The following is a 23680-nucleotide window of genomic DNA, read 5'->3' as shown; positions in this document are numbered from 1 at the left end:
GTTTCGGTCGCGCGCACTAGGCTTAGAGGCATGGCCCCAAAAAACACGATGCGCAAGCTTTTCCTCCAGTGGCCCGTCGTGCGTCAGTTGCGTTCACCGGACAAGCTCGGCCGCGGTTCGGCCGTGACCTCGAAGCGCACCCGCGCCGTGACGCCGCGCACGACGACGGCCGACCGGGTGGTGCAGAGCATCTGCCCGTACTGCGCGGTCGGTTGTGGGCAGCGGGTGTACGTCAAGGACGAGCGGGTGGTGCAGATCGAGGGCGACCCCGACTCGCCGATCTCGCGAGGCCGCTTGTGCCCCAAGGGCGCAGCCAGCGAACAACTGGTGAACTCGCCGGGCCGGCAGCTGCAGGTGCTCTACCGCGCGCCGCGCGCGACGCAGTGGCAGCCCCTCGAGCTGGACACCGCGATCGACATGATCGCCGACCGGTTCCTCGAATCCCGCCGCCACACCTGGCAGGACATCGACAAGAAGGGCAACCTGCTGCGCCGCACCATGGGCATCGGCGCGCTCGGCGGCGCGACGCTGGACAACGAGGAGAACTACCTCATCAAGAAGCTCTTCACCGCCGCGGGCGCCATTCAGATCGAGAACCAAGCCCGTATTTGACACTCCGCCACGGTTCCCGGTCTGGGAGCCTCCTTCGGGCGCGGCGGCGCCACCCAAACACTGCAGGACATGGCCAACGCGGATTGCATCGTCATCCAGGGCTCCAACATGGCCGAATGCCACCCGGTGGGCTTCCAGTGGGTCGAGGAGGCCCGGGCCCGTGGGGCGCGGGTGATCCACGTCGACCCGCGCTTCACCCGCACGTCGGCGGTGTCGGACAAACACATCCCGATCCGGGCCGGCTCGGACGTGGTGCTGCTCGGCGCGCTCATCAACCACGTCCTCACCCATGACCTGTGGTTCAAGGAGTACGTCGTCGCGTACACCAACGCCGCCACCCTGATCAACGAAAAGTTCAGGGACACCGAGGATCTGAACGGCCTGTTCTCCGGGTTCGATCCCGAGACCGGGCAGTACGACACGTCGACGTGGGCGTACGAACAAGAGGAGAACGGCCAGATCGAGCCTCAGGCCGGCGGCCACCCGCACGGCGCCACCGCCTCGCAGAGCGCGGCCGGTGACGAGCACGGCAGCGGCGGACCGCCCCTCGCGCACGCCCGGGTGAAGCGGGACGAAACGCTGCAGCACCCGCGCACCGTCTTCCAGATCGTCAAGCGCCATTACGCCCGCTACACCCCGGAGATGGTCACGGACGTCTGCGGCATCAGCCGCGCGGATTTCGACTACCTCGCCCGCTCCATCGTGGAGAACTCCGGGCGCGAGCGCACCACCTGTTTCGCGTACGCCGTCGGGTGGACGCAGCACACCCTGGGCGCCCAATTCATCCGCACCGCAACCATTTTGCAGCTGCTGCTGGGCAACGTCGGCCGTCCGGGCAGCGGCATCATGGCGCTGCGCGGTCACGCCACCATTCAGGGTTCCACGGACATCCCCACGCTGTTCAACCTGCTGCCCGGCTACCTGCCCATGCCCAAGGCGGGCATGCACGACAGCCTGGCCGACTATCTCGACGCCGTGGGATCGAAGAAACAGAAAGGTTTCTGGGCCAACGCCGACACCTATGCGATCAGCCTGCTCAAGGCGTGGTGGGGTGAGGCGGCCACGAAGGACAACGACTGGGCCTACGACTACCTGCCCCGGTTGTCCGGCCCGCACGGTACCTACCAGACCGTGATGGGCATGCTGGCCGACGAGGTCGAGGGCTACTTCCTGCTGGGCCAGAACCCCGCGGTCGGGTCGGCGCACGGCCGGCTGCAGCGGCTCGGCATGTCCCACCTCAAGTGGCTGGTGGTCCGCGACCTCAACCTCATCGAGTCGGCCACCTGGTGGAAGGACGGGCCCGAAATCGCTTCGGGCGAACTGAAAACCGAGGACATCGAGACCGAGGTGTTCTTCCTGCCCGCGGCCTCGCACGTGGAGAAGGCGGGATCGTTCACCCAGACGCAGCGGCTGGTGCAGTGGCGGCACAAGGCCGTCGAGCCGCCGGGTCAGTGCCAGAGCGAGTTGGCCTTCTTCTACGAGCTGGGCAAGCGGATCCGGCAGCGGCTGGCCGGATCGACCGACGAGCGCGACCGGCCGCTGTTGGACCTGACGTGGGACTACCGGACGGACGAGGACGGCGAGCCCGACGGCGAATCGGTGCTGGCCGAGATCAACGGCTATCACGTCGGCGACGGCGATCCGTTGTCGTCGTACACCGAGCTGCGCGCCGACGGGTCGACCGCCGCCGGCTGCTGGATCTACACCGGCGTCTACGCGAACGCCGTCAACCAGGCCGCGCGCCGCGTCCCGCACGGCGGTGCGTCGCCGAGCCAGCACGAGTGGGGCTGGGCGTGGCCCGCCGACCGGAGAATCCTCTACAACCGCGCGTCGGCCGACCCGGACGGCAAGCCGTGGAGCGAACGCAAGCGATACGTCTGGTGGGACGCGGATCAGCGATGCTGGGTCGGCTACGACGTGCCCGACTTCGTCGCCGACCGGGCGCCGGGCAGCCGGCCCGACCCCGACGTCGGAGGACCCGACGCGCTCGCCGGGGACGACCCGTTCATCATGCAGGCCGACGGCAAGGGGTGGCTGTTCGCGCCGAAGGGTCTGCTCGACGGTCCGTTGCCCACCCACTACGAACCGCAGGAGTCGCCGGTCGCCAACGCGTTGTATCCCCAGCAGCGCAACCCCGCGCGAATCACCTTCCCGCGCAAGGACAATCTGAGCGCGCCCAGTGCCGGGGAGCCCGGGGCCGACGTGTATCCGTACGTGTTCACCACCTACCGGCTCACCGAGCATCACACCGCCGGCGGCATGAGCCGGTGGCTGCCCTACCTGTCGGAGCTGCAACCGGAGATGTTCTGCGAGGTGTCCCCGGAGCTGGCCGCCGAACGCGGCCTCGAGCCCTACGGGTGGGCCACCATCGTCTCGCCGCGCGCGGCCATCGAGGCCCGGGTGCTGGTTACCAAACGCGTTGCGCCGCTGGTGATCAACGGCCACACGGTGCACCAGATCGGGCTGCCGTACCACTGGGGTGTGGGCGGCGACGCCGTGGTCAGCGGGGACGCGGCCAACGACCTGCTCGGCGTGACGCTGGACCCCAACGTGCAGATCCAGGAGTCGAAGGCCGGCTCGTGTGACATCCGGCCGGGGCGCCGGCCGCAGGGCGAGGACCTGCTGCGGCTGATCGCCGAGTATCAGTCCCGCTCGGGGGCCACCGCCGAGACGGGCAACGTGCGGATCGACGACGGCGTCTGGGAAGGGGGAGCCGATGGGTCAGCTGAGCGGACCGACCGACCCGACGAGTGACGCCGGCTGGGTCGAACCCAAGCCGCGCAAGGGGTTCTTCACCGACACCTCGATCTGCATCGGCTGCAAGGCCTGCGAGGTCGCCTGCAAGGAGTGGAACCGCAACCCGCGCGACGGCGACCTGGAGCTGCTGGGCTCGTCCTACGACAACACCGGATCGCTGGGCGCCAGCACCTGGCGGCACGTCGCCTTCATCGAGCAGGGCCGCGACCGGATCGAGGAGGCGCGCGAATCCGGGCGCGCCCTCACCGATTTGGGCATGCCCGCGATCGCGGGTGCACCGAAGCGACCGGACGTCACACCGCCCGACACCCCCGAGTTCCGGTGGCTGATGTCGTCGGACGTGTGCAAGCACTGCACGCACGCCGGCTGCCTGGACGTGTGCCCGACCGGCGCGCTGTTCCGCACCGAGTTCGGCACCGTCGTGGTGCAGGACGACGTCTGCAACGGCTGCGGCACCTGCGTGGCCGGATGCCCGTTCGGCGTGGTCGAGCGTCGCAGCGACGGCACGTACACCACGCCGGCGCAGCGACCGGGCAGTCCGGCCGAGAAGCCCGTGACGGGTGTGGCCCAGAAGTGCACCCTGTGCTACGACCGCCTCGTCGAGGACCAGATCCCGGCCTGCGCCAAGACCTGCCCGACGACGTCGATCAAGTTCGGCGACCACGACGACCTGGTGGTCACGGCCCGGGACCGGGTCGCCGCGCTGCACGCCCAGGGGCTCACGGAGGCGCGCCTCTACGGCGCCAACGAGCGGGACGGCGTGGGCGGCACCGGGTCGATCTTCCTGCTGCTCGACGAGCCCGAGGTGTACGGGCTGCCCCCCGACCCCCGCGTGTGCACGGCCGACCTGCCGCAAATGTTCAGGCGCGCCGTCGTGGCCGCGGCCGGCATGGTCGGCGCGGCCGCATGGGCCTTCTGGAGGAACCGGTGAGTACCTCGGAATTCGACAGCTTCCGCCCGCCGGAGCCGCAGGGCGGCAAGCGCCGGAAAGGCAAGCGCGCGGGCCGCCGCGGCGGGGGCGATGGTTCGCGCGAGATGCCGATGGTGCCCGAGGCGGAGTTCGGCTCCTACTACGGGCGCCCGGTGGTCAAACCCGCCCCGTGGGGACATGAGGTGGCGGCGTACCTGTTCTTGGGTGGCGTCGCCGGGGGGTCCGGCCTGCTGGCGGCCGGTGCCCAGCTCACCGGTCGAAAGACGTTGCGCCGCAACGCAAGGCTGTCGGCCCTGATCGCGGTGCTGCTGGGCGCGGTCGCTCTGGTGAAGGACCTGGGCCGGCCCGAACGTTTCGTCAACATGCTCCGGACGGTCAAACTGACCTCGCCGATGAGCATCGGCTCGTGGATCCTCAGCTTCTTTTCCGCCGGCATCGGGATCGCCTCGGTGGCCGAGGTCGACCGGATGACCGGCGAGCGAATCCCGTTGGGCCCGTTGCGTCCCGTGCTGCGCGCCGTGGAGGGACCGGCCGGGCTGGAGGCCGCCGCGTTCGCCGCACCGCTGGCCGTCTACACCGCCGTGCTGCTCACCGACACCGCGACCCCCACGTGGAACGCCGCGTACAAGGACCTGCCGTTCGTGTTCGTCAGCTCGGCGAGCCTGGCCGCATCGGGGCTGGCGATGATCACCACCCCGGCCCGCGAGGCGGGGCCCGCCCGCACCCTGGCCGTCATCGGCGCGGTCGCGGATCTGGTCTCGGCCAGGTTCACCGAGTACCGAATGGACCCGGTGACCAGAGAACCGCTGCATCAGGGCAGGCCCGGCCGGCTGCTGGCGTGGAGCGAACGGTTGGCCGCCGCGGGCGGTCTGGGCGCGTTGCTCGGCGGGCGGCACCGCGGTATCGCCGCCGTGTCCGGCCTGACATTGCTGACGGCGTCGGCGCTGCTGAGGTTCGGTTTCTTCGAGGCGGGGCTGGAATCGGCCCGTGACCCCCGCTACACGATCGAGCCGCAGAAACGCCGGCTGGCCGCGCGCCGCGCGGCCAGCGGCACCGGGGACTCGATCACCACCGCGGGCTGACGCGGTTTGCGCGCCGCGGACCGGGGTACGTATAACACCATGACCAATTTTGGCTACACTTTGATGACCGAGCAGAGTGGACCCAAAGACCTTGTCCGGCAAGCCGTTTCTGCCGAAGAGCGCGGTTTCGACTTCGAGGTGTGCAGCGACCACTTCTCCCCCTGGCTGACATCGCAGGGGCATGCGCCCAACGCCTGGGCGGTGCTGGGCGCGGTGGCGCACGCCACCGAACGGGTCGACCTCTACACCTACGTGACGTGCCCCACGATGCGCTATCACCCGGCCGTCGTCGCCCAGCAGGCCGCCACCGTGCAGATCCTGTCCGACGGCCGGTTCACCTTGGGCCTGGGCACCGGCGAGAACCTCAACGAGCACATCGTCGGCAAGGGCTGGCCCACGGTCGAACGCCGCCAGGACATGCTGCGCGAAGCGATAAAGATCATCCGTGAGCTGTTCGGCGGCCAGCTGGTGAGCTTCAGCGGCGACTACTTCCAGGTGGACTCCGCACGGCTGTGGGACGTTCCCGACGTCCCGGTCGGCATCGCGGTGGCCATGGGCGGCACCAAGGCGGTCGACAAGTTCGCCCGGCTGGCCGACCACTTCGTCGCGGTCGAGCCCGACGGGCAGCTCGTCGACGCCTGGCACGCCGCGCGGCAGGCCGCCAACCTGGCCGGCGGGGGCCGCGTGATCGGCCAGATCCCGGTGTGCTGGGACCGCGACCGCGACACCGCGATCAAACGCGCCCACGACCAGTTCCGCTGGTTCGCGGGCGGCTGGAAGGTCAACGCCGACCTGCCGACGCCGGCCGGCTTCGCCGGCGCGACCCAGTTCGTCCGCCCCGAAGACGTCGCGGACTCCATCCCCTGCGGCCCCGACCTCGATGCGATCGTCGAGGCCGTCAAGCCCTATTGGGAGGCCGGGTTCACCGACGTGGCGCTCGTCCAGGTCGGAGGGGAATCGCAGGACCTCTTCCTGTCCGAAGCCGCCGAGCCGTTGCTTGCCGCGCTGCGCAGCGCAGCGAACTAAGTCCACGTTTGGGCCGAGTCTGCCCGGGTACCCGCCCTGAGTCGCGCGTTCGGCCGGGCGGGTCGGTGCGGTGCGCGAACACCGGCGAGCAGCGCCGACTACCTGACGATCTGCAAAGCGGCTGTCCGGCAGCGACTTTGCCCGATGTTCGCCGCAAGGCAGAAAGAGCTGACGAGTTTCGGGCTGGGATTGAGCGACCAGGCGCCCGACGGCTACGAGATCTTCAGTAACAAAGAGGACCACTGCACGAAAGTCATCCTCGATTCCGAGCTGATCGATGTGGAAAGGGAAATTGCCATGGCAAATGAATTGAAAGGAAAGAAAGTCGCGTTTCTCGCCGCCGATGGGGTGGAGAAGGTGGAACTCGAACAGCCCCGCGCGGCGCTCCAGGAGGCCGGCGCACAAGTCGAGCTGCTTTCTCTCAAGGACGGCGAAATCCAGGCTCGCAACCACGATCTCGAGCCGGCCGGAACTTTCAAAGTCGACCGCGCGGTCGCGGAGGCATCGGTCTCCGAATTCGACGGCCTGGTACTGCCGGGCGGCACCGTCAACCCGGACAAGCTGCGGATGGACAGCTCGGCCGTGTCCTTCGTGCGCGACTTCGCCTCCTCCGGAAAGCCGGTCGCCGCAATCTGTCATGGCCCCTGGACCCTGCTGGAAGCCGGTGTGGCAGAGGGCCGGACGCTCACGTCGTATCCGTCCATCCGCACCGACCTCCGCAACGCGGGCGCGAATGTGGTGGACGAGGAGGTCGTGGTCGACGGCAACCTGATCACCAGCCGCTCACCGAAGGACCTCCCGGCATTCTGCGCAGCCATTGTGCGGCAATTCGCCTACGCGCCTGCGAGTTAGCGGGAAAAGGCCTTTCCTCACGCCGTTTGAACCCATCGGTTTGCGGGCATTACACAGGCCATGCAGTGATCGCCCCGGCGATCTGTCGAAAGGCCAAAGTTGACCACAACATATCCAGGACCCGCTGTCATGGCTGCTTCCAACGTTTATCAGCCACAGGACGATTCCCGATTACTGGTGGATGTGATGGGAGAAAGCGCGCTCATTCCGGGGCGCCGCGTTCTCGATCTGTGTACGGGCAGCGGATTCATCGCGATCGCCGCCGCCGAGATGGGTGGCGCCGACGTCACGGCCTTTGACATCTGCCCGGACGCCGTGGGCTGTTCGCGGGGCAACGCCGTCGCGGCCGGCGTGAATGTCGATGTCCGGAACGGCACATGGAGCGACGCGCTGGACTGTGCGCCGTTCGACGTCGTCGTGTCGAACCCGCCGTACGTGCCGGCTCCGCCGCACGACGACACGGCGGCGATCCCTTCCTGTGCGGGGCCGGCGTGGGCCTGGAACGCCGGCCCGGACGGGCGGATGGTGCTGGATCCGCTGTGCGAAGCGGCGCCGAAGCTGCTGTGCGACGGGGGGACCCTGCTTCTGGTGCACTCGGCGCTCGCCGGTGTCCAGCAGTCGCTGGACTCCCTGAAGTGGGCCGGCATGGATGCGAAAGTCGTTGCGTCGAAATGGATACCCTTCGGCCCGGTGATGACGGCGCGGGCCTCCTGGCTGGAGAGCGTCGGGTTGATACCGCCCGGCCGGCGGGAAGAGGAGCTGATCGTGATCAGGGCGGACAAGCGGTGACGGCCACCCGGGTACAGGTGGTCGCGGGCGGGCCGGTGCTGGTGGCCGGCCCGGTGCGCATCGAGATGCCCGACGGGGAGGTCGTCGAATCCGACCGGTTCATGGTGGCGATCTGCACCTGCCGGCGCAGCGAGAATTATCCCCTGTGCGACACCAGCCATCGCCGCTGCCGAAACCTGGGGCGCCGCAACACTAGTCCAGCGCCCTCCGCAACGACGTCCGACCCTGCTGCCACGACGCCATAACCGCGTCGGCCAACCGGTTTTCGACCGCGGCGTGGGCGCGGATCCCGAACACGACGTCGCGATCGAGCTGCGGTTCGCGGGCGACGAGGTCGCCGACCACGTCGATGCGGACCACGTGCTCGTGCACCGCGTCGGCCTCGACATGCTCGGCGTAGAACTCCACGCACGCCGAGGGCGCCCCCATCCGCTGCAGGGCCCGCACCATCCGCCGCGATCCCGGCGGGGAGGTGATCTCGGTCGACGCGAAGTGCCCGATCGCGGCACCACGTAACTCGCGGTGCAGCCCGAACAGTGACATCAGGTTCACCGCGGCCAACGCCTCGGCGGTGACGACGTCGGCGTAGGCCAGGTACGTCGTGTCCAGCCCCGCCGCCGCCATCAGGTCGGCGAAGAGCTGCTGGTGTAGCCGATGACCTTGACCCGCGCCGTATTCGTCGAATTCGACTGCCACGAAAGCCGCTTTCGCGACACCCATCAGTCGCGGGATCGCCCACGCGTGCGGATCGCCCTCCTTGAGGTGATACACCGACCGGTGCACAAAGTATTCGCGCATCTGCTGCCAAGTCCCGCTGTCGCGCAGGTAGTACGACGGGCCGGTGCCGTCCACCGGTTCGACGGAGATGGCGTCCATTTCGGCCGCCGCCGTCTGCCCCGGCGCGATGGGCCCCACGTCGCGGCGCACGCCCGCCAGGAAGACGCGTTCCAGCTCGGCGCGTAACGTCAGCAGCGCCGGGTTCCACTCCCAGCCGGGGTCGACGCCCGCGAAGCCGCGGTAGTGCAGCTCGTAGCACATGCACAGCGCCAGCTGCAGGTCCAGGCCGTAGGGATCCGAATCGCGAACGGACGCGCCGATGCGCGTCAAGTGGTCGTGCGACGGCGGTCCCGTCAGGGCGCGACGAACGGCGGTCGACAGCGGCCCGTGTGCCGCCGGCAGGGCGGGTTCGGTCGAGATTGATGCGCGGGTCACGCCCACGACTACCCGCAAACCAGGGCCGACAAACGGTGCGGCGTCACCCCCGGCCGGCCGTGTCCGGCAGCCGGAAGGTCATGTCGGCCGTTGTGCCGCTGGGGCTGCAGTCCAGTTCCATCGTGGTGCTGAGCGCGCCCATCAGTATCAGGCCCCGCCCCCCGTTGCCCGGGTTGACCTCCGGTGTCTTCCACGATCCCCGGTCGCTGACCCGGGCGCGTATTTCGCCGTCGACCAGCTCGACGTCGAGCGCCATCGTGCCCGGCGGGTGCCCGCAGTATGCGTGCTCGACGCAGTTCGTGCAGGCCTCGTTGACGACCAAGACGACGTCACCGGCCAATTCGTCCGGCACCCCTGCCGTGCCCAGCCACTCGGCCAACCGGTGCCGGATGCCGACCAATTGGTCTGCCCTGGCCTCACTTTCGATCCGGAGTGGGGACTGCCGGTGCCGGTAGATCACCATCGCCACATCGTCGTCATACCCCGAAGCGGGGGCCAGCCCACCTAAGATCGCGTCGGCGACCGAATCCAACGGCAACGTCGTAGTCTCGGCCAGCACCGCTGCGGCACGACCGATTCCGTCATCGATGGACTCGTGCTTGCGTTCGACCAGCCCGTCGGTGAACAGCATCAGGGTCGAACCCGGCGGCAATACCCGGCTGGCCTGCGGACGGGGCTCCGCGCGGCGGACCGCGAGCGGCACAGACGCGGCATCGGTCAACATCGAGGTTGTGCCCGGCTCCGATCCGACGAGCACGGCGGGCATGTGGCCGGCGTTGCTGTACTGCAAAATCCCGGATTCGGTGTCCAGGATCGCGAGAAAGACGGTGGTGCAGTACGCGTTCGGGATCAGCGACGCGGCCGAGTCGAGTTGCTCGAGCAACAGCGCGGGCTCGGCCCCGTTGATCAACAGCGCTCGTGCCGAACTGCGCAGCTGGCCCATGACCGCGGCGGCCGGCAGGCCACGGCCCACGCAGTCGCCGACCACGATGCCGATGCGGTGATCGCCGATCGGCAGCACGTCGTACCAGTCGCCGCCGATTTCCAGCGGTGGCACCGCCGGCTCGTATCGCACCGCGAAGCCCGGCGGCGGCTCCATCGTCGGCAGCAGGGCACGCTGCAACGTCAGCGAGGTCTCGCGGGCGCTCTCGAATTGGCGGACATGCTGCATGGCCAGGCTGAGGTGACCGATGAGGACCGTGATCAGCAGCCGGTCTTCGGCGCTGACCCAGCGCGGCGAGCGCAGCTCCAGCCACAGGGCCACGTCGCCCGCGCCGGAGAGCACCGCCACCAATCCCTGTGCCTTGCCGGGATTGTCGGGCCGCTCCACCGTCTTGGCGGTCAACGGCAGCTGATGGCGCGCGTCCTCGAAGGTCTGCCGCAACCACGGATCCAGCCTGCGCCAGGAGGTTTGGGACTGCTCGCCCGCAACCTGCACGGTCGGTTCCCCCTCGCCCGCCGGCCAGGAGATCGCGATCACCCGTTGCACGTCGATCGCCGCGGTGCACTCGGCGAGCGTGATGGACAGCAGCTCGTCCACGCTCTTGGCCACCGCCACCGCCGTCGCCAGGCGCAGGACCGCGCTTTCCCGTGCGGCGAAGGCCCGTTCGGCGGTGATGTCACGGATCGTTCCCACGAAAACGTCTTCGTCGCTGCCGCTGCCCTGGACCGCGTTGATGCTGACCGTCACCCAGACCAGGTGCCCGTCGCGATGGCGGATCGGTGTCTCGTAGGCGGTGCTGCCGATGCTGCGCACCAGCGCCTGCTGTTGGGTGGCGCCCTGCTGGTCGACCAGCCACGGGTGGGGCCACCGGTACGGCAGATCCTCGGCGGGATAGCCGAGGATTTCGATCAGGGCGTTGTTCATCTCGATCACGGAGCCCTCGTGGTCGGCGACGAAGAACCCCTCCTGCAACGAATTGACCAGCGCGGTGCGGAATTTGTCGCGATCGGCCAGCCCCTCGGCGCGAGCCCGCTCGCGCGCGTAGCGCCTGGTGCCGTCCAGGAAGCCGCGGGTGGCGACGTCGAGCGGGACCAGCATCTGCAACAGGAATTCCAGCGCGATCGGCGCGTCGATCTGAATGTCCTTGGCCAGTCCGAGGATCAGCTCCACGTGGCGCTCGATGATGGCGAGCAGGCTGACCTCTTCCTGCAGGGCCCGGCGCCCAAGCTCGTACGCGATGGCCAAGCTGTCCTCGTCACGCGCCTTCATATAGGCGCGCAACGCGCTGGCGTACTGCGTGTGGAAGTCGTCGTCGCTCATGTCCAGGCTCCCCGGTGCCGGGCGGTCAGCACCATGGCGTCATCGGTTTCCTTCGCATCCTTGCCCAACAGTTCTTCCGCGATGGCGACGGCGGGGGCCGCAAAGTCGATGTGGTCGAGGTAATGTTCGGCGATTCCGTCGGTGCTCATCACGAGCAGATCGCCGGGCCGCATCGAAACAACCTGCGCCGGCCTGATTTCCGGTATGCGGTAGCCGACGATGCCCGCGGTCAGCCGCGCGCTGGACCGGATCTGTACGCCGGTGGGGGACTTGGCCACCAGGTCGGCGGTGACGTTGCCGACGCCCGTCCACGTCAGCGTGCTGGCCGCGAAGTCGACCCGCGCCAGCGTCATCGCGACGCCGCGGGTGCCGGCGAGCACGCGGTGACAGAGCTGGATCAGCACCTCGATTCGCTCGGCGCTGGAGCGGTTGACCGCTTCGACGGCCCGCAGCGCCGCGGTGGCGGCCTCCGGACCGTGGCCGAGGCCGTCCACCACGCCGAACAGGGCGGCGTCACCGCCGACGTCGACGGCGATGCCCCGATCCCCGGAGGTGAACTCACTGGGCAGGGGGCGACCCGCGCGTGCCCACTCGATCGGCCCGAAGCGGCCGTTCTCACGCATGGGGCGGAACCCACTTCCACATCTCGACGACCGTTCCGCGGCCGAGCCTGGATTCCACGAGCAACCTGTCCATCAGCCGCCGGCAGCCGGGCAGGCCCATGCCCAGGCCGCGCCCGGTCGAATACCCGTCCTCCATCGCCCGCTCGATGTCGGCGATGCCCGGCCCCTGATCCTCGGCGCGCACCACCAGGGCCTTGCGCCCCTCCCGGTCGGCCACGAAGACCCGGACGACGCCGCGACCGGCGTAGCTGGTGATGTTGCGCGCGATCTCGGAGATCGCCGTGGCGATCATGGTGACGTCGGTCAGGGAGAATCCCAGGTCGAGCGCGAGGTGGTGTCCGGCTTTGCGGGCTTCGACGATGTCGTCCGAATTGTCGATGTCGACGACGATGTCAGTCTCCACCGTCGCGCCCGATCACCGGTTTCCGCTGCGCCAGTTGGCGATTCAGCAGGGCCAGGCCCTCTTCGAGGTCCAGCGCGGTATTCATGTCGTCGAACGCCAAGCCCAGCTGGACCATCGCGAAGGCCACCTCCGGCTGCAGGCCGACGATCACCGTGTCCGCTCCGCGCAGCCGGGTCATGTGCGCGATCGTGCGCAGCGACCGGGCCGCGAAGGAGTCCATCACGTCGATGGCCGTGACGTCGACGATGATGCCTTGCGCGCGGAACCGGCTGACCCGTTCCATGAGGTCATAGCGGAGCCGCTCGGCGTCGGAGTCGCTGAGCGCGGCCTGCACCGAGGCGATCAGGATCGCACCCTGTTTCAGGATCGGTACGGGCATGGTGCGCTCGTGTTTGTCCTGCTACCCGGTCTGCTCGCCGGTGCGAGTGACCTCGTAGCCCAGCAGCCGCTCGGCTTCCTCGATGCCGCCCTGCAGGTCGCCGACGGCGTTCATCTTCGACAGGTCCAGGCCGATCGTCACCAGCGTCAGGGCGATCTCGGAGGACAGGCCGGTGATGATGACGCTGGCGCCCATCAACCCCGACGCGTCGACCGTCTGCACCAGGTGGTTGGCCACCGTGGAGTCGATGGTCGGCACACCCGTGATGTCGATGACCACCACCTTCGCGCGGTTGGCGCGGATGGCTCTCAGCAATTGTTCTGTGACCTGGCGGGCGCGTTGGGAATCGAGCACGCCGATGATCGGCAGAATCAGCAGCTGTTCACGCACCTGCAGCACCGGCGTGGACAGCTCGCGAATCGCTTCCTGCTGCTGGCGGATGATGCGCTCGCGTTCCTGCACGAAGCTGACCGCCACGGTGTTGGCGATGCGGTTGGCCGCCGGCTCGTAGGCGTCCAGCACCCGGTTGAGCATCTCGAATTCCGTCTGGTACTTCTCGAACAGCGAGCGCGCGAGCACGTCGCGCAGCAGCAGCACGATGCCGACGACCTCGTCGGTCTCCACGCCCCGGGGAATGATGCGCTCCGAGAGGTCGCGCGCGTAGGCCTGCAGCGCCTCGACGCTACCGGTCTCGAGCACCTCCACGTAGTTGTCGTAGACCGCGGTCGCCTCGGAGAACAACTCCTCCGGCGTCATCGCGGTGAGCAGTTCGGCCTCGGTGATCCTGCGCGCCCATTCCTCGCGCAGCACGGTGCGGTTTTGCCGCAGGTGCTGGACGAGCTGCGGCAGCAGGCCTTCGCTGGAGATGCCGAGCGCCTGCGCGGTGGCAGCAGCGCCGCTGAACTCCGCCGGCGAATCTGACATGTGACCTCCCGAGTGCCGGTCCGCGCCCCGCCATGTGCAGGCTCGATTTGCGAGACTAGCCTGGGTTGTCGCGGGGCAGGTGTTGAGGGCATATTCTTCTCGCAGTTTCGCGACGCAGGCTAGGCTTGCACCACACCTGAACCCCAGGACAAAGGATTGCCATTGTCAGCTCCTGATTCGATTACCACGTTGGTCGAGGACCACGATGGGGTGTCCGTGGTCAGTGTCAGTGGCGAAATCGATTTGGTCACGGCGCCGGCCCTGGAGCAGGCGATCGGCGCGGTGGTTGCGGAGAACCCGACGGCACTGGTGATCGACCTTTCGGCGGTGGAGTTCCTCGGTTCGGTGGGGCTGAAGATCCTCGCGGCGACGTACGAGAAGCTTGGCAAGGCGCAGGGGTTCGGGGTGGTCGCGCGCGGTCCGGCGACCAGGAGGCCGATCCACCTGACCGGGCTGGACAAGACCTTCCCGCTGTACCCGACGCTGGACGACGCGCTGACCGCGGTGCGCGACGACAACGCCGGCCGCTAGGCGCGTCGCGCAAACCACCGCCGATAGCTTGCGCGACAACGCTTTCGGCGAAACCGCCGGTGCTTCCGTTGCCACGGATTGCGAATAAGCGGGCGCCGGAATCAATTCACATTGCGGCTGCGATCAAGATTCTCGCGGGCCCGCGCCGAAACGGCGCTGGCGCACACGTCAGGTGCGATGATCACCGCTATGGACGTCGATAATCCGGAAGGCGACCAGCGGTGGGACAGCCGCGAGCGGGGCGAAACCGAAGTCCAACGGCTGGACCGCAATTGGAACAGCCTGCTGCAGGAGCTGAGAGTGGTGCAGACCGGCGTGCAGCTGCTCACCGGTTTCCTGTTGACGCTGCCGTTCCAGCAGCGTTTCGACGTTTTGAGCCCGCCGATGCGCAACCTCTATCTCGCGACGGTGGGATGCTCGGTGGGCGCGACGGTGTTGTTGATCGCCCCGGTCGGCATGCATCGGCTGCTGTTCCGGCGGCATCGCCTGCAGGTGTTGGTGTCCGCCGCGCACCGGTGCGCGTTCGCCGGGCTGGCGCTGCTGGGCATGGCGCTGACCGGGGTGACGGTCGTCGTCTTCACCGCCGTGGCCGGGCGCGGTCCCGGGCTGATCGCGGGCGGGTGTGCGCTGACGCTGTTCGCGTTGTTCTGGTGGCTACTGCCGTTGCTGCTGCGCACCCGCGGCGGGTAGCGCCAGTTCGGCGATCCGGGTCGAGCCCAGATGCTCGAGCAGGTCCTGCGGATCGGCGAAGATCGGTGCGGCGCCCGCGGCCTGCAGCTCCTCGCGGGCGATGCCGCCGCTGAGCAGCCCGATGCAGGGCAATCCGGCGCCGCCCGCGGCGTGCGCGTCCCACACGGCGTCGCCGACGAACACGGCGTGGCCGGCATCGACGCCCGCCCGGTCCAGTGCGACCTGCACGATGCCGGGTTCGGGTTTGGCGGTGTCGACGTCGCGCGAGGACGTCGTTTCGGAGATGACGTCGTCGCAGTCGAGGACCTTGCGCAGGATCTCCAGCTCGTCGTCGGGGGCCGAGGTGGCCAGCACGACCTGCAGACCGAGGTCGGCGACGCGGCGCAGCAGCGCGCGGGCGCCGGGCAGCGGCGTGAGCAGGGGCGTGCTCTCCCGGTAGTAGCGGCTGTGCCCGTCGCTGAGCCGCTCCTGCACCTCGTCCGGGGCATCCTTGGACAGCGTGCGCACCAGCGTGGAGCCGTCCATGCCGATGCAGCGGTGGATCTGCCAGGCGGCCACGGGCAGGCCTTCGGCGTCGAAGGCCCGTTGCCACGCGTGCACGTGCAGGTAGTTGGAGTCGACCAGGCTTCCGTCGACGTCGAAGAGAACGGCGGGTTTCATCTGCGCGGCATACCCAGGCGCGGGCACGCTGACACGGGGTGCGGCGTCGTTCGGGCCGGGGGGGCGGGTAACCGGCGTTGGCGGGCCGTTGCGGCTCCGTGGCCGCCCAGCCGGCCGGCCCGGACGGAGACCGCGCCGCCGCACGAATCGCATTGGTACACGGACTTTCTCAGAGGAGTGGAGTTGAATCACCGTGCCGCCGAGCGGTTGAGCACTGTGAGCTAACAAAGACCGGCGGGCGCGCTGCCGCCGGCGGGGACGTTTGATCGGGGCGATGACCGGGTAAAAGCCGAACATGGTCGCGCCCGTTTCGTTGCGAGCAGCAAACTACCCGGTCCAGTACGGGCGCGATTTCCCACTGCCCGTGCTCGCGGCCGTGGGGGTGTGGGCGCTCAGCCTGGCGATCGGTCTGTTCGAGCTGTTGGTCGGGCACGAGGGGGTCGCCATCGCGGCGCTGGCCGTGTCGGTCGTCGCGCCGTGGCTGGGACTCGCGCTGGCGCATTACCCCGCGATCGCCCGGCGCCTGCGGCGGCACAATTTGCGGTGGCGCAATTTTTTCGGGCCGGTCGGTGTAACGCGCGGCTGAACGGGGTACAGCCTGCGCCACGGGTGAGTACAGGAAAGTGCGTCAGCCCGGCTCACGAGCAGGAAGGAACTGCCATGCCGACCGCAAGCGATTATGACGCACGCCGGGGCTCCGACATGGACACCCAGGACAAGTCCGCGATACGCGAGCTAGCACCGGCCTTGCAGGGACCCGCCACCGCGGTGGTCGACGAGGACCCCAACGATGTGCACTTCTTCGAGCTGCCCGGCGCCGACCTGTCCGGCGAAGAGCTGTCGGTGACGGTGATTCCGCAGCGGTCCGACGAATTCACCTGCTCGAGCTGTTTTCTGGTGCAGCACCGCAGCCGGTTGCGCAGGTCCAACGCGGGCCTGTCCATCTGCGCCGACTGCGCGTAAGGCCGCCACGCCGGTCGGGCTCACGCGGAGCGCGTTAACCGCGCCTTGACCGGAGGTGAAAAGCCGTGTTTGTGTCGTCAGCGTGGCAGCTGCGGAGGTTGGCCGGCGGGGCAGGCCCGACGCCCCGAGACGTCCGCCCGGCCTGCCCGCGCCGCGCGGGCTCCGTCCGGCCTGCGCCACCGCGTACGCGATCGCCTATCTGGTCGGCGGCGAGCGCAGGATGCTGCGATGGATCCGCCGATACGGGCCCATCATGACGATGCCCGTCCTCAGCCTGGGCAACGTGGCGATCGTGTCGGACCCGGAACTGGCCAAACAGGTTTTCAGCGCCCCGGCGGACGTGCTGCTCGGCGGGGAGGGCGTGGGCCCGGCGGCGGCGATCTACGGGTCCGGCTCGATGTTCGTTCAGGAGGAGCCGGAGCACCTTCGCCGGCGCAGGCTGCTGACGCCCGCGCTGCACGGCGCGGCCCTGAGCGGCTACGTGCCGGTCATGCGGGACGCCGCCCGTGCGGCGATGCACAACTGGCCGGTAGACCGCCCTTTCGAGATGCTGACGGCGGCGCGGGCCCTGATGCTGGATGTGATCGTCAAGGTCATGTTCGGGGTCGAGCACCCCGACGATGTGCGCCGCTTGGGCGGACCCTTCGAACGCCTCCTGAGTCTCGGGGTCTCCGAGGAATTGACGGTGCGCTACGCGCTGCGCCACCTCGGCGCGCTGCGGGTCTGGCCCCGCCGCGAGAGCGCGCGCCGGGAAATCGACGACGTCGTCCTGCCGCTCATCGCCGAACGGCGAAACGATCCCCGGCTGGGGGAGCGGTCCGACATTTTGGCGTTGCTGATGTCGGCGCGCGGCGAGAACGGGGAATGCCTGTCGGACAGCGAGATTCGCGACGACGTGACCACGCTGATGCTGGCGGGTCACGAAACCACCGCGACCACCCTGGCCTGGGTGTTCGACCTGCTGTTGCACCATCCGGATGCGTTGCGGCGCGTCCGGTCCGAAGCCCGCACCGGTGCGGAGGACTTCACGACGGCGGTGATCAACGAGACGTTGCGGATACGCCCGCCGGCCCCGTTGACGTCCCGCGTTGCGGCGCAACCGTTTCGGGTCGGTGACTATCTGGTCGACGCCGGCACACGCATCGTCGTTCACATCGTCGCGATCAATCGCAACCCCCGCACCTACGACCGGCCGAACGACTTCTGCCCGGAGCGGTTCCTGGGCGTCCGGGCGCCGACACACGCATGGGTCCCGTTCGGCGGCGGTACGAAACGCTGTCTGGGCGCGAGCTTTTCGATGCGGGAGTTGATCACCGTGCTGCACACACTGCTGCTCGCAGGCGAGTTCAGCGCCGTTGACGAGCGGCCGGAGCGGATCGTCAGGCGCTCCATCATGCTGGCCCCGCGACGCGGCACCAGGGTGCGGTTCCGGCCAATCCCGTCGTTGTTGTAACGCTGTGTCCTTGGCGTGGAACCGATTCAGGCCTGCGCCCATTCGCGGTCACACACGGCGCACCGCCGGGTCACCATCGCCCAGTCCGGTTCGTCCTTGCCGGGCTCGCGGATCAGGTGCGCGGATATGTCGCCGCAGCCGGGGCAGGCGCAGGTGGCGCGGTAGGACTCGACGGCCTGGCCCCGCATCAGCCGCAGGTTCTCCGCACGGGAGAACGGCACGATCACCAACGGCTCGGGACGGGGGACCGGGTGCGGATTGTCGAACCACAACAGGCCGCAGGTCACCGTCGCCACCGCGGTGAAGACGGCCAGGATCATCGTCGGGATGTCCCACGGCCAGTTCGGTGGGATGGGCGTCACCGCGAGGACGACCAGCACCGCGGAGATCAGCGCGCCGATGATGGTGCCGGGTTTGGCGAACCGGTAGCCGCCGACGTTCAGCGCTTCCCACGCCCGGATGTCCTGCTGGCGCCGCGCGATTTCCGCCAGGGTGGGGTGGCCGGGGGCGCCGATCGCCGCCGCGGGATCAGCAAATTCCGTGCCCTGGAGGCCAACCCCGCGCGGCCTGCCCTGCTCGTGGGACGGGCTCACCGGCGCCATGCAGGCCGAGCTTAATGGCAAAGCCGCGACGTTGCAGTGTCAAAGTCGCGGCCGGCCTCGATGACAGCTAACACAACTGGGTCGGGGTGGCGGGATTTGAACCCACGGCCTCTTCGTCCCGAACGAAGCGCGCTACCAAGCTGCGCCACACCCCGCGTGAAGCTCCGACAGCCTATCGCACCGGCCCGGCGGCTGGCCAAATCGCGGTGTGGCGGGTCACTGCCACACGCAGGAGCGTTCGAACTCTGCCAGCGCCTCGGCGGGGCCGCTCGGATCGAGTCCCTGGGCGCTGACCCACTCGTCGCTGAAATAGGTGTCGGCGTAGCGGTCGCCGCTGTCGGCGAGCAGCGTGACCACCGAACCGCTGCGTCCCTCGGCGACCATCTCGGCGAGCAGCCCGAAGGCGCCCCACAGGTTGGTGCCGGTCGAGGGCCCCACCCGGCGCCCCAGGACGGCGCTGGCGTGGCGGGCGGCGGCGATCGACGCCGCGTCGGGGACCAAGACCATGCGGTCGACCACGTCGGCCAGGAACGACGGCTCGACCCGGGGCCGGCCGATGCCCTCGATGCGAGAGGACCCGGACATCACGATGTCGCAGCGGCCCTCGGCGTAGGCGGGAAAGAACGCCGAGTTCTCCGGGTCCACGACGCATAACCGGGTGGCGTGCCGCCGGTAGCGGAGGTAGCGGCCGATCGTCGCGCTGGTTCCGCCGGTGCCCGCGCCGACCACGATCCATTCCGGAATGGGATGCGTCTCCTCGCCCATCTGGTCGAAGATCGACTCGGCGATGTTGTTGTTGCCGCGCCAGTCGGTTGCGCGTTCGGCGTTGGTGAATTGATCCAGGTAATGGCCGCCGGTGTCGCGGGCGACCCGCTCGGCCTCGGCGTACACCTCGCCCGAGTCATGCACGAAATGGCAACGGCCGCCCTGGGCTTCGATCAACGCCACCTTGGACGAGCTGGTGGACGCCGGCATCACGGCGACGAACGGCAGCCCCAGCAGGGCCGCGAAGTAGGCCTCCGACACCGCCGTCGAACCCGACGAGGCCTCGACCACCGTGGTGCCCTCGTTGATCCACCCGTTGCACAGCGCATACAGAAACAACGAGCGCGCCAGCCGGTGCTTGAGGCTGCCGGTGACATGCGTCGACTCGTCCTTGAGATACAGCGTCACGTCAACGTCCGCGCCCCACGCCGATGGCAGCGGGTACCGCAGCAGGTGCGTGTCCGCGCTGCGGCGGGCGTCCGCGTGGATCAGCCGGATCGCGTCGTCCGTCCAGTGCCGCGAGCGGCTGCGGACCGCGATCCGGGTCCGCTCGCTCAACGCACCGAAACTGTTGGCTGCGAACGGCTCAGGTCGCTGGCCGAATCGCGACCGCCCATCGGCGTGGCGATCAGCGTCAGCAGCGTCGCCTCCGGCCTGCAACAGAAGCGCACCGGCGCGAACGGCGAGGTGCCGATCCCGGCGGAGACATGCAGCTGCATGTTCGCCCCCCACCGGGACGGCCCCTTCGCGCGGGACCGGTCCAGGCCGCAGTTGGTCACCAGGGCGCCGTAGACCGGCAGGCAGACCTGCCCGCCGTGGGTGTGCCCGGCCATCACCAGCTGGTAGCCGTCGGCGGCGAAGCGGTCCAGCACCCGCGGCTCCGGGGAATGGGTCAGCCCGAGTCGCAGGTTCGCGGCCGGGCTGGCCGGGCCCGCGATCGTCTCGTAGCGGTCCCGGTCGATGTGCGGGTCGTCGACGCCGGCGGCGGCGACGTGCAGGCCGGCCACCTCGAACTCGCGCCGCGTGTGGGTGAGGTCGAGCCACCCGCGCTCGGTGAAGGCCGCCCGCAGATCCTGCCAGGGCAGCGGCTCGCCGTGCACCCGGTGCGACGGGTTGGTCACGTATTTCAGCGGGTTCTTCAGGCGCGGCCCGAAGTAGTCGTTGCTGCCGAACACGAAGACACCCGGCCGCGAGAGTAGATCCCCGAGGGCCTGCACCACCGCGGGCACGGCTTTGGGGTGGGCCAGGTTGTCGCCGGTGTTGACCACCAGGTCGGGTTCCCAGTTGCTCAGCTCGCGCAGCCAGGCCTGTTTGCGGCGCTGGTCGGGCAGCATGTGCAGATCGCTGATATGCAGCACCCGCAGCGGCGTCGAGCCGGGCGTCAAGACGGGCATGGTTATCTCGCGCAGGACGAAGGCGTTGCGCTCGACGACGGCGGCATAACCGATGCCGGCGACGGCCGAACCGAGCGCGACGGCACCGGTGCGGATCAGCGTGGGCAAAACATCAGCCATGCTGGCAGCCTACTGCCGGTTGCGCTTTGGCAACGTATAGCTTGCGCCGCGGCGTCACGGGTCGCCCGGTCTACGGGGGCGGCTGCCCCGGCGGCGGAGGCGGCGGCGCCAGGAGCGGAATGGTGATCGGGGGCAGACCCGGGATCTCCACCACCTGCGAGCCGACCGGCACCGGCGCGCCCTCCGGGGGCGGCGGGGGTGCCGGCGGGATGCCGTTGCTGACCTGGATGGTGATGATCGACCCGGGTATCGTCGCGCCGCTCGGCGAGGTTCCGACCACCTCGCCCTGCTTGGCGGAGCTGTTGACGAAGTTGTTCTGGTCGGCGACCTGGAAACCGGCTTCCTTCAGGCGGGTGCGCGCCGCATCGATGTCGAGGCCGGCGACGCTGGGCACCCGCGACCCGGGTGAGCCGTCGACGTAACGGGGATCGGTGGGCGGCAACTGCACCGGACCGAAGTTGGTCGCGATCGGCTTCATCGCCGTGAACCAGGTGCGGGCCGGCTCGTTACCGCCGTATAGGTCGCCCTCGCTGCAATGGCGCAGCGGCGACGAGCACAGGTCCGTCGGCGTCGTCGAGTCGTCGTAGATGTAGTTGGCCGCGGCGTAGTGGTTGGTGAACCCCACGAAGCCCGAGGAGCGGTGCGCCTCGGTGGTGCCCGTCTTGCCGGACACCGGCAGGGTCCAGCCCGCGGCCCCGGCCGAGCCGGAGGCGGTGCCGCCGCCCACCGCGTCCTTGCTCATCGCGTTGGCCAGGGTGTTCGCCAAGCCTTCGGGCACCACTTGATCGCAGGTCTCGGTGGTCACGGCGACTTCGTTGCCGTGCCGGTCGATCAGCTTGTCGATCGGGTTGGGCGGGCACCACGTGCCGCCGGAGGCCAGCGTGGCCGCGACGTTGGACAGTTCCAGCGCGTTCACCTCGATGGGGCCCAGGGTGAACGAGCCGATGTTCTGCCGTTTGACGAAGTCGGCCAGGCTCTCGTTGCTGTCGGGGTTGTAGTCGCGGGCGGTACCCGGGTCGGCGTAGGACCGCAGACCGAGCTTGATCGCCATGTCCACCGTGCGCGTCACCCCGACCTGCTGGATGAGCTTGGCGAACGCAGTGTTGGGCGAGGTGGCCAGCGCCTCGGTCACGTTCATCGACCCCCGGTAGTTGCCGGCGTTGACCACGCACCAGGTGTCCTTGGGGCAGCCCTTGGCCCCGCCGCTGCCCATGCCCTTGGCCTGGAAGCGCGCCGGCACGTCGAGCGTGGCGTTGGTGCCCATGCCCATGTCCAGGGCGGCCGCGGTGGTGAAGATCTTGAAGACCGACCCCGCGCCGTCGCCGACCAACGAGAAGGGCTGCGGCCGCATGGTTTCGCCGGCGTCGAGGTTAAGGCCGTAGGTACGGTTGCTGGCCATCGCCATCACCTTGTGCGACGTCTTGCCGGGCTGGATCACGCTCATCACGCTGGAGATGCCCGGCAGCGTCGGGCTGGCGAACTGGTCGATGGCCGCCTTGACCGGGATCTGCACGTCGGGGTCCAGCGTGGTGCGGATCAGGTAGCCGCCGCGGGCCACTTGTTCCTTGCTGATTCCGGCGCGCGACAGGTACTCCTGGACGTAGTCGCAGAAGAACGCGCGGTCGCCGGCCGCGATGCAGCCCCGCGGCAGCTCGTTGGGCTGCGGCAGCACACCCAGCGGGGTGGCCTTGGCGGCGCGCAACGCGTCCGCCTCCTGCGGGATGTTCTCGATCATGGTGTCCAGCACCAGGTTTCGCCGCGCCAGCGCGCCCTCGGGATTGGTGTAGGGGTTCAGCGCGCTGGTCGACTGCACCATGCCCGCCAGCAGCGCCGCCTGCTGCCAGTTCAGGTCCGATGCGTTGATGCCGAAGTAGGTCTGCGCCGCGTCCTGCACGCCGAAGGAACCGTTGCCGAAGGACACCAGATTCAGGTAGCGCGTCAGGATCTCGGGCTTGGTGAACGTCTTGTCCAGGGTGAGCGCCATCCGGATCTCGCGCAGCTTGCGCGCCGGGGTGGTCTCCACGGCGGCGCGCTTCTCGGCGTCGGTCTTCGCCGTCACCAGCAATTGGTAGTTCTTGATGTACTGCTGCTCGATGGTCGAACCGCCGCGGGTGTCGACGTCACCGCGGGCATAGCCGGCCAGCCCGGTCAGCGTGCCCTTCCAGTCCACCCCGTTGTGGTCGGCGAACCGCTTGTCCTCGATGGACACGATCGCCAGCTTCATCGTGTTGGCGATCTTGTCGCTGGGCACCTCGAACCGGCGCTGGGAGTACAGCCAGGCGATGGTGTTGCCCTTCGCGTCGACCATCGTCGACACCGCGGGTATCTCGCCCTCGAGGAGTTGGGCCGAGCCGTTGGCGACGACCTCGGACGCCCGGTTGGACACCAGCCCCAATCCGCCCGCGAACGGAAACATCAGCGCCGTGGCGACGACACCGGCCAGCAAGCAGCACCCCGCAAGCTTGAGGATCGTGAGCGCGGCCGGGGGGCGGTCTGACATGGCTACTACAGTAGCGGCCCCCAGTCACGCCGCCACGCTGCGCGTTCGCCCACATTTTGGCCGGTCAATGACCAGCGCTTTACGCCCGCCGCCGCGTTAAAATTGTCGGGCGCGTCAGTGGAGCGGCTCCACGGACGTGTGCAAGATCA

The 23680-nt window shown here is 68.9% G+C and carries 23 protein-coding genes and 1 tRNA gene; 12 read left to right on the top strand and 12 right to left on the bottom strand.

Features of this window, described 5'->3' with window-relative positions; genetic code table 11:
* The first annotated feature begins 48 nt into the window (after positions 1–48).
* The 7 genes from fdh (at position 49) to G6N37_RS17905 (ending at position 8294) form a co-directional block, all read left to right on the top strand.
* Complete coding sequence (gene fdh, locus G6N37_RS17935) at positions 49–3366, top strand: formate dehydrogenase (protein ID WP_163685188.1); 3318 nt, start codon at positions 49–51, stop codon at positions 3364–3366.
* Positions 3329–4300 carry a 4Fe-4S dicluster domain-containing protein gene (locus G6N37_RS17930; protein WP_163682422.1) on the top strand — a complete coding sequence of 324 codons (972 nt, stop codon included), beginning with the start codon at positions 3329–3331 and terminating at the stop codon, positions 4298–4300. The genes fdh and G6N37_RS17930 overlap by 38 nt, the downstream gene beginning before the upstream one ends.
* Entirely contained in the window at positions 4297–5382 is a 1086-nt protein-coding gene (nrfD, locus tag G6N37_RS17925) for an NrfD/PsrC family molybdoenzyme membrane anchor subunit (RefSeq protein WP_167527392.1), read from the top strand. The genes G6N37_RS17930 and nrfD overlap by 4 nt, the downstream gene beginning before the upstream one ends.
* Positions 5383–5421: 39 nt before the next feature.
* Positions 5422–6408, top strand: coding sequence for an LLM class F420-dependent oxidoreductase (locus tag G6N37_RS17920; RefSeq protein ID WP_163682419.1), 987 nt, complete (start codon positions 5422–5424; stop codon positions 6406–6408).
* A gap of 297 nt (positions 6409–6705) precedes the next feature.
* Positions 6706–7260, top strand: a complete 555-nt coding sequence (locus G6N37_RS17915; protein ID WP_163685186.1) for a type 1 glutamine amidotransferase domain-containing protein — start codon at positions 6706–6708, stop codon at positions 7258–7260.
* A gap of 99 nt (positions 7261–7359) precedes the next feature.
* Positions 7360–8049: a HemK2/MTQ2 family protein methyltransferase gene (locus G6N37_RS17910; protein WP_163682417.1), complete on the top strand. Its 690-nt coding sequence runs from the start codon at positions 7360–7362 to the stop codon at positions 8047–8049.
* A complete protein-coding gene (locus G6N37_RS17905) occupies positions 8046–8294 on the top strand; it encodes a CDGSH iron-sulfur domain-containing protein (RefSeq protein ID WP_232075067.1) in 249 nt (82 codons plus the stop codon). Before G6N37_RS17910 ends, G6N37_RS17905 begins: the two co-directional genes overlap by 4 nt.
* Here the strand turns inward: G6N37_RS17905 and G6N37_RS17900 are convergent.
* The 6 genes from G6N37_RS17900 to G6N37_RS17875 are packed head-to-tail and all read right to left on the bottom strand — an operon-like array spanning position 8242 to position 13853.
* Positions 8242–9261 carry an iron-containing redox enzyme family protein gene (locus tag G6N37_RS17900; RefSeq protein ID WP_163682414.1) on the bottom strand — a complete coding sequence of 340 codons (1020 nt, stop codon included), beginning with the start codon at positions 9259–9261 and terminating at the stop codon, positions 8242–8244. The two genes, G6N37_RS17905 and G6N37_RS17900, sit on opposite strands and share 53 nt — an antisense overlap.
* Before the next feature lie 43 nt (positions 9262–9304).
* Entirely contained in the window at positions 9305–11524 is a 2220-nt protein-coding gene (locus G6N37_RS17895) for a SpoIIE family protein phosphatase (RefSeq protein ID WP_163682412.1), read from the bottom strand.
* The gene (locus G6N37_RS17890; protein ID WP_163682409.1) at positions 11521–12147 is read right to left on the bottom strand and encodes a SpoIIE family protein phosphatase; all 627 of its coding nucleotides are present in this window, start codon (positions 12145–12147) and stop codon (positions 11521–11523) included. The genes G6N37_RS17895 and G6N37_RS17890 overlap by 4 nt, the downstream gene beginning before the upstream one ends.
* Positions 12140–12550: an anti-sigma regulatory factor gene (locus G6N37_RS17885; protein WP_163682408.1), complete on the bottom strand. Its 411-nt coding sequence runs from the start codon at positions 12548–12550 to the stop codon at positions 12140–12142. Before G6N37_RS17885 ends, G6N37_RS17890 begins: the two co-directional genes overlap by 8 nt.
* Positions 12540–12929 (bottom strand): STAS domain-containing protein, encoded by a 390-nt coding sequence (locus G6N37_RS17880; protein ID WP_067922573.1) that lies wholly within the window; start codon positions 12927–12929, stop codon positions 12540–12542. Before G6N37_RS17880 ends, G6N37_RS17885 begins: the two co-directional genes overlap by 11 nt.
* A 21-nt stretch (positions 12930–12950) precedes the next feature.
* Positions 12951–13853 (bottom strand): STAS domain-containing protein, encoded by a 903-nt coding sequence (locus G6N37_RS17875; RefSeq protein WP_163682406.1) that lies wholly within the window; start codon positions 13851–13853, stop codon positions 12951–12953.
* A gap of 162 nt (positions 13854–14015) precedes the next feature.
* On the opposite strand from G6N37_RS17875, the gene G6N37_RS17870 reads away from it, so the two are divergent.
* Both G6N37_RS17870 and G6N37_RS17865 read left to right on the top strand, forming a co-directional pair.
* Entirely contained in the window at positions 14016–14384 is a 369-nt protein-coding gene (locus tag G6N37_RS17870; RefSeq protein ID WP_163682404.1) for an STAS domain-containing protein, read from the top strand.
* Between the two features lie 189 nt (positions 14385–14573).
* Positions 14574–15074 (top strand): DUF6328 family protein, encoded by a 501-nt coding sequence (locus G6N37_RS17865; RefSeq protein ID WP_163682402.1) that lies wholly within the window; start codon positions 14574–14576, stop codon positions 15072–15074.
* Here the strand turns inward: G6N37_RS17865 and G6N37_RS17860 are convergent.
* On the bottom strand, positions 15039–15734 hold the full coding sequence (locus tag G6N37_RS17860) for an HAD family hydrolase (protein ID WP_163682400.1): 696 nt from the start codon (positions 15732–15734) through the stop codon (positions 15039–15041). The two genes, G6N37_RS17865 and G6N37_RS17860, sit on opposite strands and share 36 nt — an antisense overlap.
* A gap of 295 nt (positions 15735–16029) precedes the next feature.
* On the opposite strand from G6N37_RS17860, the gene G6N37_RS25945 reads away from it, so the two are divergent.
* The 3 genes from G6N37_RS25945 to G6N37_RS17845 all read left to right on the top strand — a co-directional run bounded on the left by G6N37_RS25945 (position 16030) and on the right by G6N37_RS17845 (position 18150).
* Entirely contained in the window at positions 16030–16320 is a 291-nt protein-coding gene (locus G6N37_RS25945; protein WP_174813847.1) for a hypothetical protein, read from the top strand.
* A gap of 74 nt (positions 16321–16394) precedes the next feature.
* Positions 16395–16697 carry a DUF4193 domain-containing protein gene (locus G6N37_RS17850; protein ID WP_163682398.1) on the top strand — a complete coding sequence of 101 codons (303 nt, stop codon included), beginning with the start codon at positions 16395–16397 and terminating at the stop codon, positions 16695–16697.
* Positions 16698–16752: 55 nt separating this feature from the next.
* Positions 16753–18150 carry a cytochrome P450 gene (locus tag G6N37_RS17845; protein ID WP_174813846.1) on the top strand — a complete coding sequence of 466 codons (1398 nt, stop codon included), beginning with the start codon at positions 16753–16755 and terminating at the stop codon, positions 18148–18150.
* Positions 18151–18176: 26 nt separating this feature from the next.
* Here G6N37_RS17845 and G6N37_RS17840 read toward each other — a convergent pair whose 3' ends face one another.
* From G6N37_RS17840 to ponA2, 5 genes are all read right to left on the bottom strand, one after another.
* Positions 18177–18752, bottom strand: a complete 576-nt coding sequence (locus tag G6N37_RS17840; RefSeq protein WP_163682396.1) for a hypothetical protein — start codon at positions 18750–18752, stop codon at positions 18177–18179.
* Positions 18753–18833: 81 nt separating this feature from the next.
* Positions 18834–18907, bottom strand: a tRNA-Pro gene (locus G6N37_RS17835).
* 61 nt (positions 18908–18968) lie between these two features.
* A complete protein-coding gene (gene cds1, locus G6N37_RS17830; protein ID WP_179961856.1) occupies positions 18969–20075 on the bottom strand; it encodes an L-cysteine desulfhydrase Cds1 in 1107 nt (368 codons plus the stop codon).
* Positions 20072–21031: a metallophosphoesterase gene (locus G6N37_RS17825; protein WP_163682394.1), complete on the bottom strand. Its 960-nt coding sequence runs from the start codon at positions 21029–21031 to the stop codon at positions 20072–20074. Before G6N37_RS17825 ends, cds1 begins: the two co-directional genes overlap by 4 nt.
* Before the next feature lie 70 nt (positions 21032–21101).
* Positions 21102–23531 (bottom strand): transglycosylase/D,D-transpeptidase PonA2, encoded by a 2430-nt coding sequence (gene ponA2, locus G6N37_RS17820; protein WP_163682392.1) that lies wholly within the window; start codon positions 23529–23531, stop codon positions 21102–21104.
* Positions 23532–23680: the final 149 nt, after the last annotated feature.

This window comes from Mycobacterium seoulense, assembly GCF_010731595.1.
GTDB lineage: Bacteria > Actinomycetota > Actinomycetes > Mycobacteriales > Mycobacteriaceae > Mycobacterium > Mycobacterium seoulense.
Note: the sequence above shows the minus strand (reverse complement) of the source record. Positions and strands in the feature narration are given on the sequence as shown.

Excerpts from the sequence above, each read along its gene's own strand:
- G6N37_RS17930 (WP_163682422.1), top strand. The coding sequence starts at position 3,329 with ATGGGTCAGCTGAGCGGACCGACCGACCCGACGAGTGACGCCGGCTGG.
- G6N37_RS17920 (WP_163682419.1), top strand. The coding sequence starts at position 5,422 with ATGACCAATTTTGGCTACACTTTGATGACCGAGCAGAGTGGACCCAAA.
- G6N37_RS17915 (WP_163685186.1), top strand. The coding sequence starts at position 6,706 with ATGGCAAATGAATTGAAAGGAAAGAAAGTCGCGTTTCTCGCCGCCGAT.
- G6N37_RS17895 (WP_163682412.1), bottom strand. The coding sequence starts at position 11,524 with ATGAGCGACGACGACTTCCACACGCAGTACGCCAGCGCGTTGCGCGCC.
- G6N37_RS17890 (WP_163682409.1), bottom strand. The coding sequence starts at position 12,147 with ATGCGTGAGAACGGCCGCTTCGGGCCGATCGAGTGGGCACGCGCGGGT.
- G6N37_RS17880 (WP_067922573.1), bottom strand. The coding sequence starts at position 12,929 with ATGCCCGTACCGATCCTGAAACAGGGTGCGATCCTGATCGCCTCGGTG.
- G6N37_RS17875 (WP_163682406.1), bottom strand. The coding sequence starts at position 13,853 with ATGTCAGATTCGCCGGCGGAGTTCAGCGGCGCTGCTGCCACCGCGCAG.
- G6N37_RS17865 (WP_163682402.1), top strand. The coding sequence starts at position 14,574 with ATGGACGTCGATAATCCGGAAGGCGACCAGCGGTGGGACAGCCGCGAG.
- G6N37_RS17860 (WP_163682400.1), bottom strand. The coding sequence starts at position 15,734 with ATGAAACCCGCCGTTCTCTTCGACGTCGACGGAAGCCTGGTCGACTCC.
- G6N37_RS25945 (WP_174813847.1), top strand. The coding sequence starts at position 16,030 with ATGGTCGCGCCCGTTTCGTTGCGAGCAGCAAACTACCCGGTCCAGTAC.
- G6N37_RS17850 (WP_163682398.1), top strand. The coding sequence starts at position 16,395 with ATGCCGACCGCAAGCGATTATGACGCACGCCGGGGCTCCGACATGGAC.
- G6N37_RS17840 (WP_163682396.1), bottom strand. The coding sequence starts at position 18,752 with ATGGCGCCGGTGAGCCCGTCCCACGAGCAGGGCAGGCCGCGCGGGGTT.
- G6N37_RS17825 (WP_163682394.1), bottom strand. The coding sequence starts at position 21,031 with ATGGCTGATGTTTTGCCCACGCTGATCCGCACCGGTGCCGTCGCGCTC.
- ponA2 (WP_163682392.1), bottom strand. The coding sequence starts at position 23,531 with ATGTCAGACCGCCCCCCGGCCGCGCTCACGATCCTCAAGCTTGCGGGG.